Here is a 16891-nt window from a genome sequence, read left to right as displayed (position 1 = left end):
CGGGACCTCTCAGCGGCCGGCGCCGCCGACAAAGACGTTCTTGCGAATTGATCCATGCACACCCCAATTGCCGTCGACCACTTGTGTGACGCCGAAATCCGCGGCGACCGACATCAGCGCAATGGCCTCATCCTCGCTTAGCCTGTGCACGGTCATCAGGAAACGGCGCAGCTTGCGGAACGCGTCGCGCATTGCCTTGTCGAGGCTCGCGTGCTGTGCCACCTCGGTCTGTCCGGCCGGGCCGAGTTCCGCCAGGTAGTTGGCGAAAGTGAATCCGTACACCGACCATTGGTCGTCGGTTTCCAGCATCGGGTGCGTGAGGCCTTCGAGAATCGTGCCGCCGAGGTCATTCTTCTTGTGCAGCACGAACTCGAAGTCGCCGGTGAGCGAGGTTTCGATCGCCGTACCGCCAAGTTCACTGTCACCCTGCGCCGCATGAGGATCGCCGACAGAAAAGAATGCGCCTTCGACCGCGACCGGGTAATACATCCGCGCACCTTTTCCGACGCGCCAATCGTCGATATTGCCGCCGGTGTAGCTGGGCGGAATCGAACTGACATAGTCGAGCTCCGCCGGCGCGAGCCCCATCGTGCCGAAATGCAGCCTGGCCGGCACCTTCACGTTCGGCAGGATGTTCTCGCGTTTGTTCACCAGCGTAGGGTCGACCTTGACGCCCGGGTAATCGATCATCGCGTGGACCACGCCGTCCGGGTCGGTTTGCGGCGTCCACACGTAGTTGTAGACCGCACGCGCAAATGGCTCGCCCGAGGTATCGAGCTCGAAGATCGTCACGACTTCACGGGGCTTCGGCTCCTCGATGAGATCGTGGTAATGAAAGCCCCACGATGCGGCGACATTCGAACCGAAACAACGGCCGCGATAGCACGCATTGCAGCTCGGCCGCGGGCGCACGTCGAGGATTCGCACTTCGAGCACGTCGCCCGGCTCGGCCCCTTCGATCGCGACCGGCCCGGTCAGCAGATGCACGCCGACACCTTCGCCCGAGCCGAGCGTAAACGGTCCATCGGTTGGCCCCGCGCCCCGGCGCGGCATGGCCTTGTGCTCGCGGGTCCACTGAAAGATGCTTTCGGCGCCGGGGTCGCCCGCGACCATCCGTTCGTGGTCGTCGTTCGCATGGTGGGTCAGCGTCTCGATGGTGACGCGGTCGCCGGAACGCAGCGTCAACGCGGGCGCGACCTGTTTGCTGAAGTAACCCCAGTGAACCGTTTCAGGCGAAACCGGGAGTGTATGGTGCTTCATATCTGTTCGAACCTCGTAAGACGCCCGGCACGAACGGCCGGGCGAAGCTGAATGGCGTGCGCCGTCAAGACGCGACTTCGAGCCGGTCGTCCGCGCCCATCACGCTCAGGAATCGAGCTGTCAACGGATGGCGCGGCTGGGTGAGCACTTCATGCGTGGGTCCCTGTTCGACCACCGCGCCGCCGCTCATGAACACGACGCGATCGGCGACCTGATCGGCAAAGCGCAACTGGTGCGTGGAGATGATCATGGTCAGGCCGCCTTCGTCCACGAGCCGCTGAATCACGTCGAGTACCTCGCCGACGAGTTCGGGGTCGAGCGCGGAGGTCGGTTCGTCGAGCAGCAGCACGCGAGGATTCGGCGCCAGCGCGCGGGCAATCGCGACGCGCTGCTGCTGGCCGCCCGACAGATGTCGCGGCAACGCATCCGCGCGATGACTGAGGCCGACGCGTTCGAGCAGTTCGCGCGCGCGGCGCTCGGCGTCGGCCGGTGGCATTCCGTGTACCCAGTGCAGCGGCCCGGCGATGTTCTCGCATGCCGTCAGATGGCTGAATAGATTGAAATGCTGGAACACCATGCCGACGCCGGCACTCGCTCGCTCGTTGGCGAGGTCGCCTTGTGTCATTGGCTGACCGTCGACCCGAAAACCGATGCGCTTGCCGCCGATACGGATTTCGCCGGCATCCCACTGCTCCAGGTGATTGATACAGCGCAGCAGCGTGCTTTTGCCTGATCCGCTCGGCCCGAGCAGCGCAATGACCTCGCCGAAGCGGACCGTGAGGTCGAAGCCGTCGAGTACCGTCTGCTTGCCGTAACGCTTGCTCAGCCCTTTCACCTGCACCGCCGCTTTCTGCGTCTGCAATAGCTCGTAGCGGCTTGCGCGCTCCACATGGGCCTTGCGCGCAACCGGCACGGGCGCGGCGTCGAGCTGCGCACCGACGGATAGCGTCGCGCTTGCGGCGGAGGGCTCCGCGGCGAGCGCGGCCCGGCGCCACGGCAGCAGTCGCGCAAAGCGTCCGGACGGACTGCGATCGAGATCGAGCGCGGTTTCGGCGAATAGCTGGATCGCGGCAATCAAGCCGGTCAGCACGAGATACATCAGCCCGGACGCAAAGAAGATCGAGAAGAAATCAAACGTCGACGACGCGAGTTGCGTGCTGCGCAAGGTCAGTTCGTCGACCGCGATCACGGAGGCCAGAGACGAGTTCTTCAACGCGCTGACCGATTCGTTGCCGAGCGCCGGCACCATGGTGCGGATCGCCTGCGGCGCGATCACACGGCGCAGCAACACGGTCGGCGTCATGCCGAGCGCCTGCGCCGCAAGAACTTGCCCACGCTCGACGCCGAGCACGCCGGAGCGCAGGATTTCCGCGATGAACGGCCCCTCGTTCGCCGCAAGCGCGAGACCCGCGGCGCCCATCGCGCTCAACTTCAAACCGATGTGCGGCAGCGCGTCGTATGCGAACACGAGTTGCAGGATCAGCGGCGTTCCGCGAAAAATCACCGTGTAGCCACGTGCGATGGCGGCAAGCGGCCCCACCTTGCTCAGTTGCATGCTCGCGAGCACCAGTCCTACGATCAGACCGCCTGCCAGCCCGAGGAGCGTGACTGCGATGGTGAAGCCGATGCCGCTTAACAGATACGGCAGGCCGACATAGTGCAGAAACAAATTCATCAGTTCGAGGCAATCAGCTTGGGAGTTTCGAGATTTTCAGCACCAAGCGACCACTTGTTCAGCAGCTCGGTCTGGGTGCCGGACTTCTGGATCGCGACGAGCGCCGCCATTACCGCCGCGCGCATTGCCGGATTCGTTTTAGGTACGCCGATACCGATCGAATACGGCAGTGTCACCGCATTGGCCTTTTCGAGCTGGCCCGGATACGCCTTGACCGCCTGGTCCACCGTATTGACGTCATTGATGTACGTATCGGCGCGGCCCGAGAGAATCGCCTGGATTGCGTTCGCGTTGTTGTCGTACAGCTGCACGGCGGCTTCCGGCTTGTTCGCCGCCTTGCAAGCCGGTGCGAGCTTCTGGATCAGCGGCACTTCGACGTAACCGGTGTTCTCCGCAGCAGTCGTGCCGCACATCGTCTGATTGATGCCGCTGATTTTCTTCGGATTGCCCTTCGCAACCAGCACGCCGTCGAACACTTTCGAATAGGTGATGAAGTCCGCCGCCTTCGCGCGCTCCTCGGTCGCATAGATATCGGAGATCACAATGTCAGCCTGACCGCTTTGCAGCGTCGCCAGCAGCGCCGAGAACGCGACAGGCTTGTACGCCATCTTGAAGCCGAGGCAATTGCCGATCGCCTCGCCGAGATCGATGTCGAAGCCGATGTATTTCGTCGGATCGTTCGGGTCCAGCGCTTCGTAACCCGGCGTGTGCGGGTTGATCGCGTTGATCAGCGTCTTGCCCTTGAATTGCGGGTATTTCGCCTGCAACGCGGCGCACTCGGCGGGCACCGGCGCGGCGGCTTGAGCGTGACCCGACATCAGCAGCGCCAGCAGACTGGCAGCGCCGAGAAGCAGCTCGCGCCAGCGGCGGCCAAAACCGCCTGCGCGCGGCATGCCACGTCCATGACCGACAATATTTGTGTTCATCCCCATACTCCTGAACGGCAGATGTCAAAGGCCCACCCTATGTACGCCTCGTTGCATCGCACGAGACCAAGGGTAGGTGAACGAAATTCCGTGGACTTGTTCCAGCGCGCCCAAATGCTTGCACGGGCGCGAAGCAGTTCATCAGCGCCGCGAGCGGGTCGATGCTGTCGCACGGCCAGTCGAGTTGGCAGCGCACCCGGCAAGCTAGACGCTTCGACTGCCGGGCGCAATGCGTCGTACTCAATGCGATGACACCGTCCCCGCCCGCAGCGTGGCGGCAGGTATTTGCGCTTCGCGCGGGAAGTAGCACGCCGGCGATTTGACGTGCACATACTGATTCCCGCAGGGCAGGCCCGCATAGTCGACGGTCCGGGTTGTCGCAGTCTGCGCAAGCGGCGCACGGTGAGCCTGTTCCGACGAATAGGCGCAGCCGTTCAGCAGAGCGACGAAGATCAGGCCAATGAGAGTTCGTATCATGAGGAATGTGTCGCGTGGTCCAACTCAATGAGCTTCTTTTAGCGCCGCGCTCGAGACCAGCGCGTCCGGCCTGTTCCACCAGCCGCCGCCGACGGCCTGAAAGAGCGCCGCCGTGTCCGCGAGCCTCGCAGCTCTCGCCTGGATCGCGGCGACGTGCGCCGTTTCGTAGCTTTGCTGTGCCGTCAGCACGGACAGGTAAGCGATCTCCCCCGTCTGCAGCTTCCGGCGAGCGATATCGAGGCTGCGCGATGCAGCCTCTTCGGCGGCCGCGGACGCTTCCAGCGTCTTTGCATCGGCTTGAACACTCTGCAAGACATCGGCAACGTTCTGGAACGCGTTGATGACCGTCAGACGGTACTGCGCCCCGGCCTGCTCGTAGACCGCCTGGGCGGCGCGCTGGCGGTGCAGCAGCGCCCCGCCCTGAAAGATGGGCTGCGCGACCTTGCCGACCACGTTGAAGAACTGGTTGTACGGTGTGAACGCGTTGGCGAGAGCATTCGGTGAGGTGCCCAGTGCGGCGCTCAGTGAGATCTGCGGCAGCCGGTTGGCGATGGCGACGCCGACTTGCGCGGAGGCCGCGTGCAGAGCAGCGGCAGCGGCGCGAATATCCGGGCGTTGCTCGACGAGCCTGGACGGCAAGCTCACCGGAAGATTGTCAGGCAGGTGCAAGTCCGCCAGATCGAAGTGCACCGCCAGGTCTTCATTCGGAAAGCCTCCCACCAGAGCAGTCAGCGCATCGCGCTGCAGCGCCCGTTGCTTTTCGAGCGGCGGCAATGCAGCTTGCGCCTGGGCGAGCACGGCCTGCTGTTGCAACAGATCGGCCTGTGCGGCCTCGCCGAGCGAGTATTCGCGGCGGACGATGTCCGCGAGTTCGGTGTCGGCCTTGATCATCTCTTCTTGCGCGGCAAGCTGACCGCGCAAGGCCGCTTCGTCGATCGCCGCGAGCACCACGTTGCTGCTCAACGTCAGATAGGCCGCTTCGAGTTCGAAGCGCTGATTCTCGGCTTGCGCGGCCGCCGATTCGACGGTCCGGCGGTTCAGGCCAAAAGCGTCGAGCGAATATGAAACGGTCAGCTCGCCCGTGTAGAGCGAATAGATGCGCTGATTGTTCGCCGCGACCGGTGCGAGGCTCGCAGTCGGGGTCCCGTTCCTGCTGCCCGACGCATCGAGACCGATGCTGGGGAAAAACGCCCCCTCCTGCGCCAGCATGTTTTCGCGCGCGCCGGTGAGCGCGGCGTGTGCGGCGTCGATCGTCGGGCTACGCCTGAACGCGCGATCGATCAACTGGTTCAACTGCGGGGATTGGAACAGCGTCCACCATTGCCCGGGTATATCGCCGCCGGCGACGAAGTCCTGCGCCGGCCCATCCGCGCCGGCCGTCGCCGCGGTCCTCGAAGGCAACGGCGCTTGCGTATAGCCGGCTCCAGCCGGTGCGGCAGGCCGCGTGAAGTTGGGACCGACCGCGCAACCCGCGAGCAGCAACGGTATCAACAGGCTGGTCGAACGTTTGAAGGTGATCATGTGAGTAACGCCATGTGTCATTCTGCGTATTCCGGTACGGTCTGCTCTTGCGGCACCGTGCGCTTGCGGCGGTCGAACCACGGGTACAGGGACGGCAGCACCAGCAAGGTCAGCAGCGTGGCCGATACCAGTCCACCGATCACCACCGTGGCGAGCGGCCGTTGCACTTCCGCGCCGGAACTCGTGGAAAAGGCCATAGGCAGGAAGCCGAGGCTCGCGACAGTCGCCGTCATCAGCACGGGACGCAGCCGTGTCAAGGCAGCCTGCCGCGCAGCCTCGACAGCGCCAAGGCCGCTCGCCCGCTTCTCGACGATGTAGCTGACCAGCACGACCCCGTTCAACACCGCAATGCCGAACAGCGCGATGAAGCCGACGGCGGCCGAAATGCTGAACGGCAGGCCGCGTGTCCAGAGCGCCAGGATCCCGCCGATTGCCGCAAACGGCACGTTGAAGAAGATGAGTGCCGCCAGGCTCACGCTGTCGAACATCAGATAAAGCAGGACGAAGATCACCGCCAGGGCGACGGGCACGACCACATACAGCCGCGACATCGCTTCCTGCAGATTCTTGAAGCTGCCGTTCCAGGACAGGCTGTACCCGGGCGGAAGCTTGACCTGCGTGGCCACGGCATGTTGCGCAGCGAGCACGAACCCGGCGAGATCGCGGCCGCGCACGTTGGCCTGCACCATGATCACGCGCTGCCCCTGTTCGCGCTCGATCGTCGAAGGACCGGGCTCCATCCGGATGTCGGCGACTTCGGCGAGCGGCACGGCCTTGCCCACGCCGTTGCTTACGCGTAGCGCGCCGATTCGCGCCACATCCGTGCGGTCTTGCGGCGTCAGACGAACGCGTATGTCGAAGCGGCCATCGTTATTCGAAATCGAGCCAACGGTGCGGCCTCCGAGCGCCTGCACCACGTCGAGCACCTGGCTCGCATTGAGGCCATAGCGCGCCACCGCATCCCGGTTCACGATGATGCGCAAGTACGGCTGGCCGACCGTCTGTTGCGCCTGCACGTCGGCGGCTCCCGGCACGCGAGCGATCACGCTCGCGATACGCTGCGCGGTATCGTGCAACGCGCCGAGGTCGTTGCCGTGAATCATCACGGCTACATCCGCCTGCACGCCCGCCAGCATGTCGTCCATGCGCATCTGGATCGGCTGGGCCCAATCGAGCGTGAGGCCGGGAACCGCGCGATTGAGTGCATCCGAATACGCTTCGACCAGTCCCTCCTGAGTCTGCGCGGTCTTCCACTCCGATTTCGGCTTGAGCATGATGAAGGTGTCGCTTTGCTCGACACCCATCGGATCGGTGGGAATCTCGGAACTGCCCCCGAGCGTGACCGCCGACTGAACTTCGGGAAAGCGCATCAGCGTTCGCTCGACCATCGTCTGTGACTCGACCGCCGACGGCACGGAAATGCCGGGCAGCTTCGTGGTCGTGACCGTGAGCGCCCCTTCTTCCAGACGTGGCAGGAATTCCGCACCAAGGCGCGAGCCGAGAACGCCCGCGAGCGCGAGCAGCATCACGGCAAGCCCGATAGTCAACGCGGGACGATGCGCCGCGCGTGTGAGCACCGGCTCGTAGCGCCGCCGCATCCAATGGATGATGCGGCTCTCGTGTTCGGCCACCTTGCCGCGCAGCAGAAAGCTCGCGAGAACGGGCATCACGGTCAACGTGATCACGAGCGACGCAAGGAGCGCGAACACGACCGTCAACGCCATCGGGCGGAACATCTTTCCCTCGACGCCCTGGAGGCTGAGAATCGGCAGATAGACGGCGGTAATGATCAGGACCGCAAACGTGACGGGCCGCGCCACTTCCCGGGATGCCTCGAGCACGACCGCCTGCATGGGCCGCGCCGGTGCTTCCGCGCGCCGCCGTACGATGTTCTCGATCATGACCACCGCGCCGTCGACGAGCAGGCCGAAATCGATGGCGCCCAGGCTCATGAGATTGCCGGACATGCCCGCGCTGTACATGGCGATCGCCGCGGCCAGCATCGACAAAGGAATCGCCAGCGCGACGATCAGGCCGGCGCGCACATTGCCGAGCAACAGCAGCAGCACGGCAAGCACGAGCACGGCGCCTTCGACCATGTTGTGAGCAACCGTATGCAGCACGCGGTTCATCAGGTCGGCGCGGTTGTAGTACGGTGCGATTTCGACGCCGGGCGGCAGTGTCTTGTTGATTTCCTTGACGGCGTCCTGAACCCGCTGCGCGACGACACGCGTGTTCTGCCCGAGTCCCATCAGAACGACGCCGACAACGGCTTCGCCTTGGCCGTCGCGCGTGACCGCGCCAAGCCGGGGCATCGGCGCCTCGACGACGCGCGCAACATTGCGAACATAAAGCGGCGTGCCATCCGGCTCGGTGCGCAACACGATGTTGCCGATGTCCGTCGCGTTGCGAAGCAGCCCCTCGCCGCGAATGATGGCCTCCCCGCCGTTGTGCTCGATGGTCGCGCCGCCGGCCGCGCCGTTGTTCATCTGCACGGCATTGAAGATGTCGGCGGTCGAAAGGCCGTAACGCGTGAGCGCGTCGTCCGCCACCTGCACTTCGTAGGTCTTCAGTTCGCCGCCGTTGACGTTGACGTCGACCACGCCCGCCACTTCGCGGAATTTCGGCGCGATCTGCCAGTCGAGCAGCGTTCGCAGCGTCATCAGCGATTGCCCGTGGCCACGCACCTGAAATTGATAGATCTCGCTCAGGCCATCCGACAGCGGTCCCATCTGAGGCGGATTTGTTCCGGGCGGAAGCTGCACCGTCTGCAGGCGTTCGCCGATCAGATTGCGATCCTGATAGATGTTCGAGCCGTCGGCAAAGCGCACGTAGATGACCGACAGGCCATAACGGGAAATGGAGCGCAGCGCCTGCATGCCGGGCAATCCTTGCAGGGCGAGTTCCACGGGCGCGGTAATCGAGCGTTCGATATCGACCGGAGCGAGCCCCGGCGCTTGCGTCGTCACGAGCACCTGGACTGGCGAGATATCGGGCTGCGCATCAAATGGCAGCCGCTGCATGCTGACGAGCCCAAAGGCGATCAGTACGGCGACCAGGATCAGTACCATGGCGCGATTCTTCAGCGCCGCATCGACAATCTTCGTAATCATGACCTGCGCTCGCGGTTCAGCCTTCGTCGGGAATGGTGGTTTGCATCAGCGCAGCCTTCAGCCAGTAGCTGCCGTCGGCGACCACCGGCGTTCCGGCCGTGACCCCGCTCACGATCTCGGTCATGCCGCTCTCGGCCACGCCGGTATGGACCGTGCGCGGGAGGAAGTGCCCCTGCCCCGCAGGCACGAACACGACCGTCTGCCCGTTCACGTCCTGTAATGCGGAATCGGGCACCAGCACGGAATCGTGGCCGAGCGGCGCCGCGATATTTGCCGTGGCGAACAGGTTGGCGCGCAGCAGCCCGCCGGGGTTGGGCACTTGGCAACGCACCGTGACCGTGCCCGTATTCGGATCGGCCTGATCGGCGACGTCGATGACGCGTCCGTTGAACGGCTGGTTCGGATAGGCATCGACGTTCACCGCGACTGTCTGACCCGCGTGCACGGCAGCGGCGTCGTGTTCCGGCACGCTGACTTGCAGCCACACGGTCGACAGATCCGTCACCGTGACGAGCGACTGCGACGTATCGACGATGTTGCCGGCGGCCGTACTCACCGCCGTGACGACACCGTCGAACGGCGCGACCACGGCGCCGAGCGAGTCGCGCGGACTCAATGCGGCAAAGGTGCGCAGGTCGCCGTTTGCCTTCGCGGCGGCATCGATCGGCATCAATCGTTGTGTCATGCCGCGCCATTTCTGCAGATCCGCTTGCCGTGAGCGCAGCGTGGCATCGGCATTGGCCGCCATCGCGCGACGGCGCTCGAGTTCGCTTTGCGCAATGCCGCCGGCGTCGACCAACTCAGTGCCGCGCGCGAGCGCGGCGTGTGCCGCGTCGGCTGCGGCCGTCGCATCGGCGAGCGCGGCTTGCGCGCTGGCGAGCTGGCTGCGCACATCGGAGAGGTCGAACTCGTCGAGCACGGCAAGTCGCTGCCCCGCACGCACGTGGTCGCCAACCGCGACGTCGACGGCCTCGATCCGACCTCTGGATGGGGAACTCAGTTGTGCCAGCTGTTTGCCGTTGAAGGCGATCACGCCCGGCGCGGTGATGATCCGCACGCCTGGGCGAAGCGCCGCGTCGGCGATCTGCAGATGCAGGTTCGAAAGCGCCTCGGGCGCCAGGTCGACGGCGCTGGAAACCGTAGGCGTACTGCTCGCTGCCGCTGACGTGGCAGATTCAGCCGCTACGGGTTCGGCCGTTGCCCGCGTGGTCCGCGAATGAATCGCGAAGGCGCCGCACAGAACGATCAAGCCGGCCCCGGCGACGGACGCATACAGGCGTCTCTGGTACTTGGTTTTCAATGAGTCCCTCGCAGAATCGAATTGATCTGACACGCTCGAAGAGCGAGGACTTCATGTCCTCGATCGCCTGGTGTCGATTATCGAAATCTGCGGCTGATACACACATGGCGGCCAAATGTCATTTTTGACATTGAGGCTGGGGACGTGCGCGAGGTAGAAGAGGAGAACGGGCTGCGGCGCGCCGCGCTTTAGACGAGAGCCGGAAAATACAGCGTAAACACCGTGCTGCCTGCGCGGCTCAGCACTTCGACCTTGCCTCGGTGCGATTCCATGATCGCTTTGACGATCGCAAGACCGAGGCCGGTATTCTTCGCCGATCCCTCACGGGCAGCATTGACGCGATAAAAGCGTTCGAAGATTTTATCGATATGTTCGGGCGGAATGCTGTCGCCGTTATTCATGACCTGCACGGCCACATACTCTCCCGAGCGGAACGCTCGTAGCGCGACTTCGGACGCGGTCCCGGCATGCTCCAACGCATTGGATAGCAGGTTGCTGACGGCGCGCCTGAACAGCGTCGGATCGGCTCGCACTTGCACGGGCCCATCGATCAAGAACCGAACGCTCTTATTCTCCGCGACGGCATCGAAAAATGCGGTGAGTTTGGCGAATTCGCTTTGACAATCGAGCGACCCTAGCTTGAGTTGCTGTCTGGCATGATCCGCCCTCGCGAGAAACAGCATGGTTTCGATCATGCGCTGCAGTCGCTCGCACTCCTCGATATTCGAATCGATGAGCGTCTCGTACTCTTCGATCGTGCGCGGCCTGGACAGCGTGATCTGCGAGGAACTGATGATATTCGCGAGCGGCGTGCGCATGTCGTGCGCCAAATCCGACGAGAACTGCGAAAGGCGCGTGAAGGCGCGCTCGAGCCGGTCGAGCATGCGATTGACCGGGACAGCAATGTCGTGAAGCTCGACGGGGCCGCCGCCGATCTGCAGACGATTGTCCAGATTGTGTGCCTCGATGCTGGAAATGCGAGCACCGATCGTTTTCACAGGCGCGAGACCCCGTTTCGCGATCGCATAACCGAGTGAGCCCATCAGCAGTGAGCCGCCGACGAGCACGAGCAATAGGTTCTCCTGAAAAGCGCGCAACACCGAGCGGCGTTCTTGAGCCGCGTGCGCGAGAACGATCTGGATGGTGTCTCCGGACGACAGCTTTTCTCGCCCCACAACGCAGCGGGCAGGCCCGACGATCGGCGGATTGCAGGTGAACGGACCAGACCCGGCGTCTTTGCCGAGCCCGGATGCCAGACGCTGCCCGCGCCCCCCCGTGTACACCAACAGTTCACCACCCCCGCCGGATATCGCGAAAGACACCGCGGGATGTGAAAGCAGCGCCTCCTGAAATACCGCACCGTTTTGCGCGACCGATACCGCGCTGCCCAATGTGCGAGCCTGCTCCATGAACTCCTGAAGCTTCTCGGCAATTTCGCTGTCGTCGCGGCGTCGCAGTTCCAGCGAGAGCGTATGGTAGAGAAGGCCGCCGGCGAGCGAAAGGACCAGGATGGCAAGAATCGAAAACGCGAGCGCGAGCCGCTTCAGCAGTGAATACGGCGCGCCGGCCCCAATCATGCCCTGTCCTCCAGCACGTAGCCCATGCCGCGAACCGTATGCAGCAGCTTGTTTTCGAACGGGCTGTCGATCTTCGTTCGCAGACGCTTGATCGCGACGTCCACGATATTGGTGTCGCTGTCGAAGTTGATATCCCACACGTGAGAAGTCACGAAAGCCCGGGTCAGCACTTCGCCCTGGCGCTCGGTGAGCAACTTCAATAGTGCAAACTCCTGAGCCGTCAATTCGATGCGCACATTGCCGCGCCGCACGCGCCGCCTGACCAGATCGATCTCCATGTCGGAGACACACAGAACAGTGACCGACGACTGCGCCGGCCTTCGCAGCAGCGCACGGACCCGGGCCAGCAATTCGGCGTAGGCGAACGGTTTGGACAGGTAGTCGTCCGCACCGGACTCGAGCCCGACGACTTTGTCCTGGACCGTGTCGCGAGCCGTCAACAACTGTACCGGCGTATGTTTTTTCTCCCGTATGCGCTTGAGGACTTCGAGCCCGTCGAGTTCGGGCAGCATCACGTCAAGCAGAATCAGATCGTAGTCTTCACTAAGCGCAAGGAAGAGGCCCTCTTTGCCATCAAGGGCGGTATCCGCCTGGAAGCTCGCTTCCATGAGCCCCTTGCGGAGATAGGAGGCCATTTTCGGCTCGTCCTCGATAATGAGTATTCGCATGGTGCTGCAACCTGTCGTTCAATTAGCGCGATTCGAAAAAGATCCGGCGGCATCCTGCGTCCAACTCACGCGGTCCGCTCGGACTGCAGATGAAAGCGAATCTGCGTGAGCGATTCGCATACCTGCCACAAACGCTGGGCGGTCAATTCATCCATGGCCTGCTTCGCGACACTCGCTTCGCCGATTCTGCGCCCGCGTGCCTCGAGGAAACCTTGCGGACCGTAATAGCCGCCGTCATCGACGTCGGGCGATGTCGCCGCGTAGAGCGTCGGCAGCGCGCCGGCGGATTCGCTGTTCAGCGCGACGCCGATAACCCGGCCAGCGAGGCTGCGAGCAGCACGTGACAGCGCGGAACGATCGCCGGAACGAAACAGATTGGTGTTCGCGACCCCGGGGTGGGCGGCTACAGACATGACTCGGGAATTCGCCGCGCGCAGTCGACGGTCGAGCTCGAAGGCGAACATCAAGTTCGCCAGCTTCGACTGGCGATATGACTGCATCGGCGAATAGTGCTTCTCCGACTGCAGATCGTCGAAATCAATTCTCCCCTGCTTGTGCGCGATGGAAGCGATCGTCACGATGCGCGGCCGGTCAGGCGATTCAGCCGCGGCAAGTTCGAGAGCGGGCATGAGCAGCGCCGTGAGTGCGTAATGGCCAAGCATATTGGTGCCGAACTGCAGCTCGAAGCCGTCGTTGGTCTCAAGACGTTTCGGCGGCGCCATGACGCCTGCATTGTTCACCAGAATATCAATGCGGCGTTGCTCCGCGAGTTCTTTCTGCGCGAACGAGCGGACGGACGCGAGGGAAGCGAGGTCGAGAATCGCCAGTTCCGCGTTTGCTCCGGGAACTTCGGCTTTCAGGCGGGCGAGAGCTTTTTCTGCGCGTCGTTTATCGCGGCATGCCAGGATGACCCGTGCCCCTTTGCGCATCAGCGTCAGCGCGGCGTGATAGCCGATACCGCTATTCGCTCCCGTGATGAGCACTCGCTTGCCGGTCTGCGGCGCAATGTCGTCGGTGGTCCACCGTGTGTGCATGTTGGTCCGGGGCGGCGTGAAGATTGAATACGTGGGGTCGAGACTATCACGGCGGCGATCCGGGAGCGTATCCGGCGGCAATCATGCCGCGAGCCGCCCAGCGGAGAGACTCGAGCCAACATCAATTGCTCTTCGCGTACTGCATCGATTGCTGTTCGCTCGCCCAGTCAGTCTCGAGTTTACTGGAATGATCCCGGTTGTCATTATCGGAATTCGGTCGTTAACACGACATGGCTGCTGGATGACGTTTCAGTCATTTCGGAGCGGCCAATCGCGCGGCGCGCCCATGAAAGAGGCGCGCCACCTGGCAATTAGCCGTACAACGAACGAGCGGCCAGTTGCCGTCAAACGCCGCGTGGTGCGGCAAGAAAACGGCGGCGCATCGGCTTGAGCACTGCAATCGCGAGCAATGCGGTAACGATGTCAAGCGTGATCGCCGCGCCGAACACCGGCAGCCAGCTACCCGCGTGCTGGTGCATCAACGCCGCCAGCGGGCCGCCCAGGATCGAGCCGATGCCCTGCGAAATGTAGAGCCAGCCATAGTTTTCCGTGGCATGCCGCGTGCCGAATGTGTCGGTCAGCGTCGCCGGGAACAGCGAGAAGATTTCGCCCCAGCCGAAGAACACCACGCCCGAGAGCAACACGAACAGCACCGCGTTATCGCGCGTGAACAGCCACAGCGCCATAGCGACGCCTTCCAGGGCGAACGCAAAGAACATCGTGTTTTCGCGGCCGACTTTGTCGGACACCCAGCCGAACAGCGGCCGCGTGAGCCCGTTCGTGAAGCGGTCGATCGTCAACGCAAGCGGAAGCGCCGCCATGCCGAACACGAGCACTTTGGTCACGCCGAAATCGGCGGCGAAGGTGGCCATTTGCGACGTGACCATTAGACCGGAGGTCGACATCATCGTCATCATGGCGAACATCAGCCAGAAGATCGGCGTCCTGAGCGTCTGTGACGGGCGCAGATTCGCCACCGGCGAACCGGCCTCATTCACATTCGCGCCGGCGGCATCATGCGCGGGCGGCACACGCAAGCCCTGCGATGCGAGCAGCCCTACCACCGCGAACGCGATGCCGAACATCCACAGCGTCGCGTCGACACCGCGCGCCTGCAACGACGCCGCGATCGGAAACGTCGTGACGATCGCGCCCATGCCATAGCCGGCGGCGACGGCGCCCGCCGCGAAGCCGCGCTGCGCGGGGAACCAGCGCACCATCAGCCCGACAACGCCGACATACACGATGCCCGTGCCAAGGCCGCCGATCACGCCATAGGTCAGATAGAGCATCGGCGCACTCTGGACCTGCGATGCGAACACCCAGCTCAGGCCGGACATCGCCGTGCCGACCGAAATCAGCGCGCGCGGACCGAAGCGGTCGATCAGCTTGCCTTGAAACGGCGAAAAGAACGTCTGCAAAATGATCAGCAGCGAGAACGTCACCTGCAGTTCAGGCAATGCGATGCCCAGTTTCGCGGCGAGCGGTTTGGTCATCAACGTCCAGACGTATTGTGGACTCGAGATCGCCATCATGCAGACGAGACCCAGCCCAAGTTGAACCCAGCGGGTATGCGTGGCGAGCGTCGAGACATTCTCGATGTGCGGCGACATCGGTTGCAAGCGTGTACTCATGGTGTTCTCCGATTCCTGAGCGCATGCCAGCCGGCATGCGCGAGACGTGCGCAGTCCTCCGGGCCTGAACGGCCGGAACTGCAAGTCGTTTGGGTAAAAGCGCGCGGTGTCTACCAGCCCGCAGCGACCCCGTCACTGCGCGGATCGTAGCCCGCTTCGATTAATCCATCAGGATGCCGGACGATTGCGCCGGCATGCCCCATCGCTTCGTCGTAAGGCGCCATCATCTCGACCTCGTGCCCGAACGCGCTGAGCGCGGCCGCCGTGTGCGCGGCGAAGCGTGGTTCGAGCTTGAGCGTGTCGGTCGATTGGCCCCATGTACGGCCGAGCAGCCAGCGAGGCGCGTCGATCGCCGCCTGCGGATTCCAGCCGAAATTCGCGATGCGTGAAAACACGGCGCTTTGCGATTGGGGTTGTCCGTCTCCGCCCATGTTGCCGTACACCATCGTGCGGCCGTCGGCAAAGCGCGCCAGCGCCGGATTGAGTGTATGAAATGGTCTGCGCCGCGGCATCAGCGGATTGAGCGCGTGCTCGTCGAGCGAAAAACTGCAGCCGCGGTTCTGCCAGTTGATGCCGGAGCCCGGCAGGACGATGCCGCTGCCGAACTCGTGATAAATGCTCTGGATGAAGCTGACCGCCACCCCCTCGCTATCCGTCACGCCTAGCCATACGGTGTCGCCCGGTCCGCGACCGGCCGGCCAGGGCGCGGCTCGCGTCGGCGAGACGCGCGCGGCCATCGCGTCGAGTGCGGCCGGTTCGAGCAGCGTGGCGGGATCGACCGACATGTGATCGGGATCGGTGACGTGCGCGTCGCGAATCGCGAAAGCCAGCTTGGTTGCCTCGACGCACGCGTGGACGAACTCGGGCCCGAGCGGGTCCATGTCTTTCGTCAGCACGCGGTCGAGAATACCGAGAATAAGCAGCGACACGAGACCCTGTGTCGGCGGCGGCATGTTGTAGATCGTGCCCAGCGAGTGCTGCAGTGCGAGCGGCTTGCGTAAGCGCGCCTCGTGCCGTTCGAGATCGGCAAGCGCAAGCAGCGAGCCGGCGGACTGAAGATCGCTCGCGATGCCGCGCGCGAGATCGCCGCGATAGAAGTCGTCGAGACCTGCTTCGGCGAGGCGCTCCAAGGTTGCGGCGAGACGTGGCGCGACGAAGCGTTCGCCCGCTGCCGGCGCGCGGCCGTCATGCAGAAAGGTGTCCGCGAAACCGGCGATCGCGCTCAGTTCGGCGCGCCGGCTGTCGACACATTGAGCCTGGCTGCGCGTGACCGGCACGCCGGACTTCGCGTAGTGAATGGCGTCTTCGAGAAGACGCTTGACGGGCAGCTTGCCGCCGAGCGCGTCCCTCGACCAGCGGTGCGCGAGCTGCCACCCGGACACGGTGCCCGCGACAGTGTTCGCGGCCAGCGGGCCGCGCGTCGGAATCGTCGTATATCCGCGGGAGCGGTATGCGTCGATCGTCGCAGCGAGCGCGGCCGCGCCGCAGGCCTCGATGCCCACCGGCTCCGCGCCGGGGCGCGAGATGAGCCAGAAGCCGTCGCCGCCAATGCTGTTCATATGCGGATAGACGACTGCGATTGTCGCGGCAGCGGCAATCATGGCTTCGACGGCGTTGCCGCCGTCCCGCAGGATGGCCAACGCGCTCTGCGCCGCGAGTGCGTTAGGCGCGACGGCCATACCGCGCGCGCCGCGCGTGGGATTCAA

General features: G+C 63.9%; 12 protein-coding genes. All 12 read right to left on the bottom strand.

Going from position 1 to position 16891, the window contains the following annotated elements:
• Positions 1-9: 9 nt before the first annotated feature.
• Positions 10-1260, bottom strand: a complete 1251-nt coding sequence (locus OKW43_RS21020; protein WP_184022577.1) for an acetamidase/formamidase family protein — start codon at positions 1258-1260, stop codon at positions 10-12.
• A gap of 64 nt (positions 1261-1324) precedes the next feature.
• Positions 1325-2935: an amino acid ABC transporter permease/ATP-binding protein gene (locus tag OKW43_RS21015; protein ID WP_429449579.1), complete on the bottom strand. Its 1611-nt coding sequence runs from the start codon at positions 2933-2935 to the stop codon at positions 1325-1327.
• Positions 2935-3861: an ABC transporter substrate-binding protein gene (locus OKW43_RS21010; RefSeq protein WP_429449577.1), complete on the bottom strand. Its 927-nt coding sequence runs from the start codon at positions 3859-3861 to the stop codon at positions 2935-2937. The genes OKW43_RS21015 and OKW43_RS21010 overlap by 1 nt, the downstream gene beginning before the upstream one ends.
• A 240-nt stretch (positions 3862-4101) precedes the next feature.
• A complete protein-coding gene (locus OKW43_RS21005) occupies positions 4102-4338 on the bottom strand; it encodes a hypothetical protein (RefSeq protein WP_429449575.1) in 237 nt (78 codons plus the stop codon).
• A 24-nt stretch (positions 4339-4362) separates the two neighbouring features.
• Complete coding sequence (locus tag OKW43_RS21000) at positions 4363-5859, bottom strand: efflux transporter outer membrane subunit (RefSeq protein ID WP_429449573.1); 1497 nt, start codon at positions 5857-5859, stop codon at positions 4363-4365.
• Positions 5860-5876: 17 nt separating this feature from the next.
• The gene (locus OKW43_RS20995) at positions 5877-8972 is read right to left on the bottom strand and encodes an efflux RND transporter permease subunit (RefSeq protein WP_429449571.1); all 3096 of its coding nucleotides are present in this window, start codon (positions 8970-8972) and stop codon (positions 5877-5879) included.
• Positions 8973-8988: 16 nt separating this feature from the next.
• Positions 8989-10272, bottom strand: a complete 1284-nt coding sequence (locus OKW43_RS20990; protein ID WP_429449569.1) for an efflux RND transporter periplasmic adaptor subunit — start codon at positions 10270-10272, stop codon at positions 8989-8991.
• Between the two features lie 188 nt (positions 10273-10460).
• Complete coding sequence (locus OKW43_RS20985) at positions 10461-11849, bottom strand: heavy metal sensor histidine kinase (protein ID WP_429449567.1); 1389 nt, start codon at positions 11847-11849, stop codon at positions 10461-10463.
• Positions 11846-12517 (bottom strand): heavy metal response regulator transcription factor, encoded by a 672-nt coding sequence (locus OKW43_RS20980; protein WP_429449565.1) that lies wholly within the window; start codon positions 12515-12517, stop codon positions 11846-11848. Before OKW43_RS20980 ends, OKW43_RS20985 begins: the two co-directional genes overlap by 4 nt.
• Before the next feature lie 65 nt (positions 12518-12582).
• A complete protein-coding gene (locus OKW43_RS20975) occupies positions 12583-13551 on the bottom strand; it encodes an oxidoreductase (RefSeq protein ID WP_429449562.1) in 969 nt (322 codons plus the stop codon).
• Positions 13552-13895: 344 nt separating this feature from the next.
• Entirely contained in the window at positions 13896-15185 is a 1290-nt protein-coding gene (gene oxlT / locus OKW43_RS20970; RefSeq protein ID WP_429449560.1) for an oxalate/formate MFS antiporter, read from the bottom strand.
• 110 nt (positions 15186-15295) lie between these two features.
• Complete coding sequence (locus tag OKW43_RS20965; protein ID WP_429449558.1) at positions 15296-16864, bottom strand: gamma-glutamyltransferase family protein; 1569 nt, start codon at positions 16862-16864, stop codon at positions 15296-15298.
• Positions 16865-16891 lie beyond the last annotated feature (27 nt).

Source organism: Paraburkholderia sp. WC7.3g (assembly GCF_050436345.1).
Lineage (GTDB): Bacteria > Pseudomonadota > Gammaproteobacteria > Burkholderiales > Burkholderiaceae > Paraburkholderia > Paraburkholderia podalyriae.
This window is presented reverse-complemented; position numbering and strand designations above follow the sequence as displayed.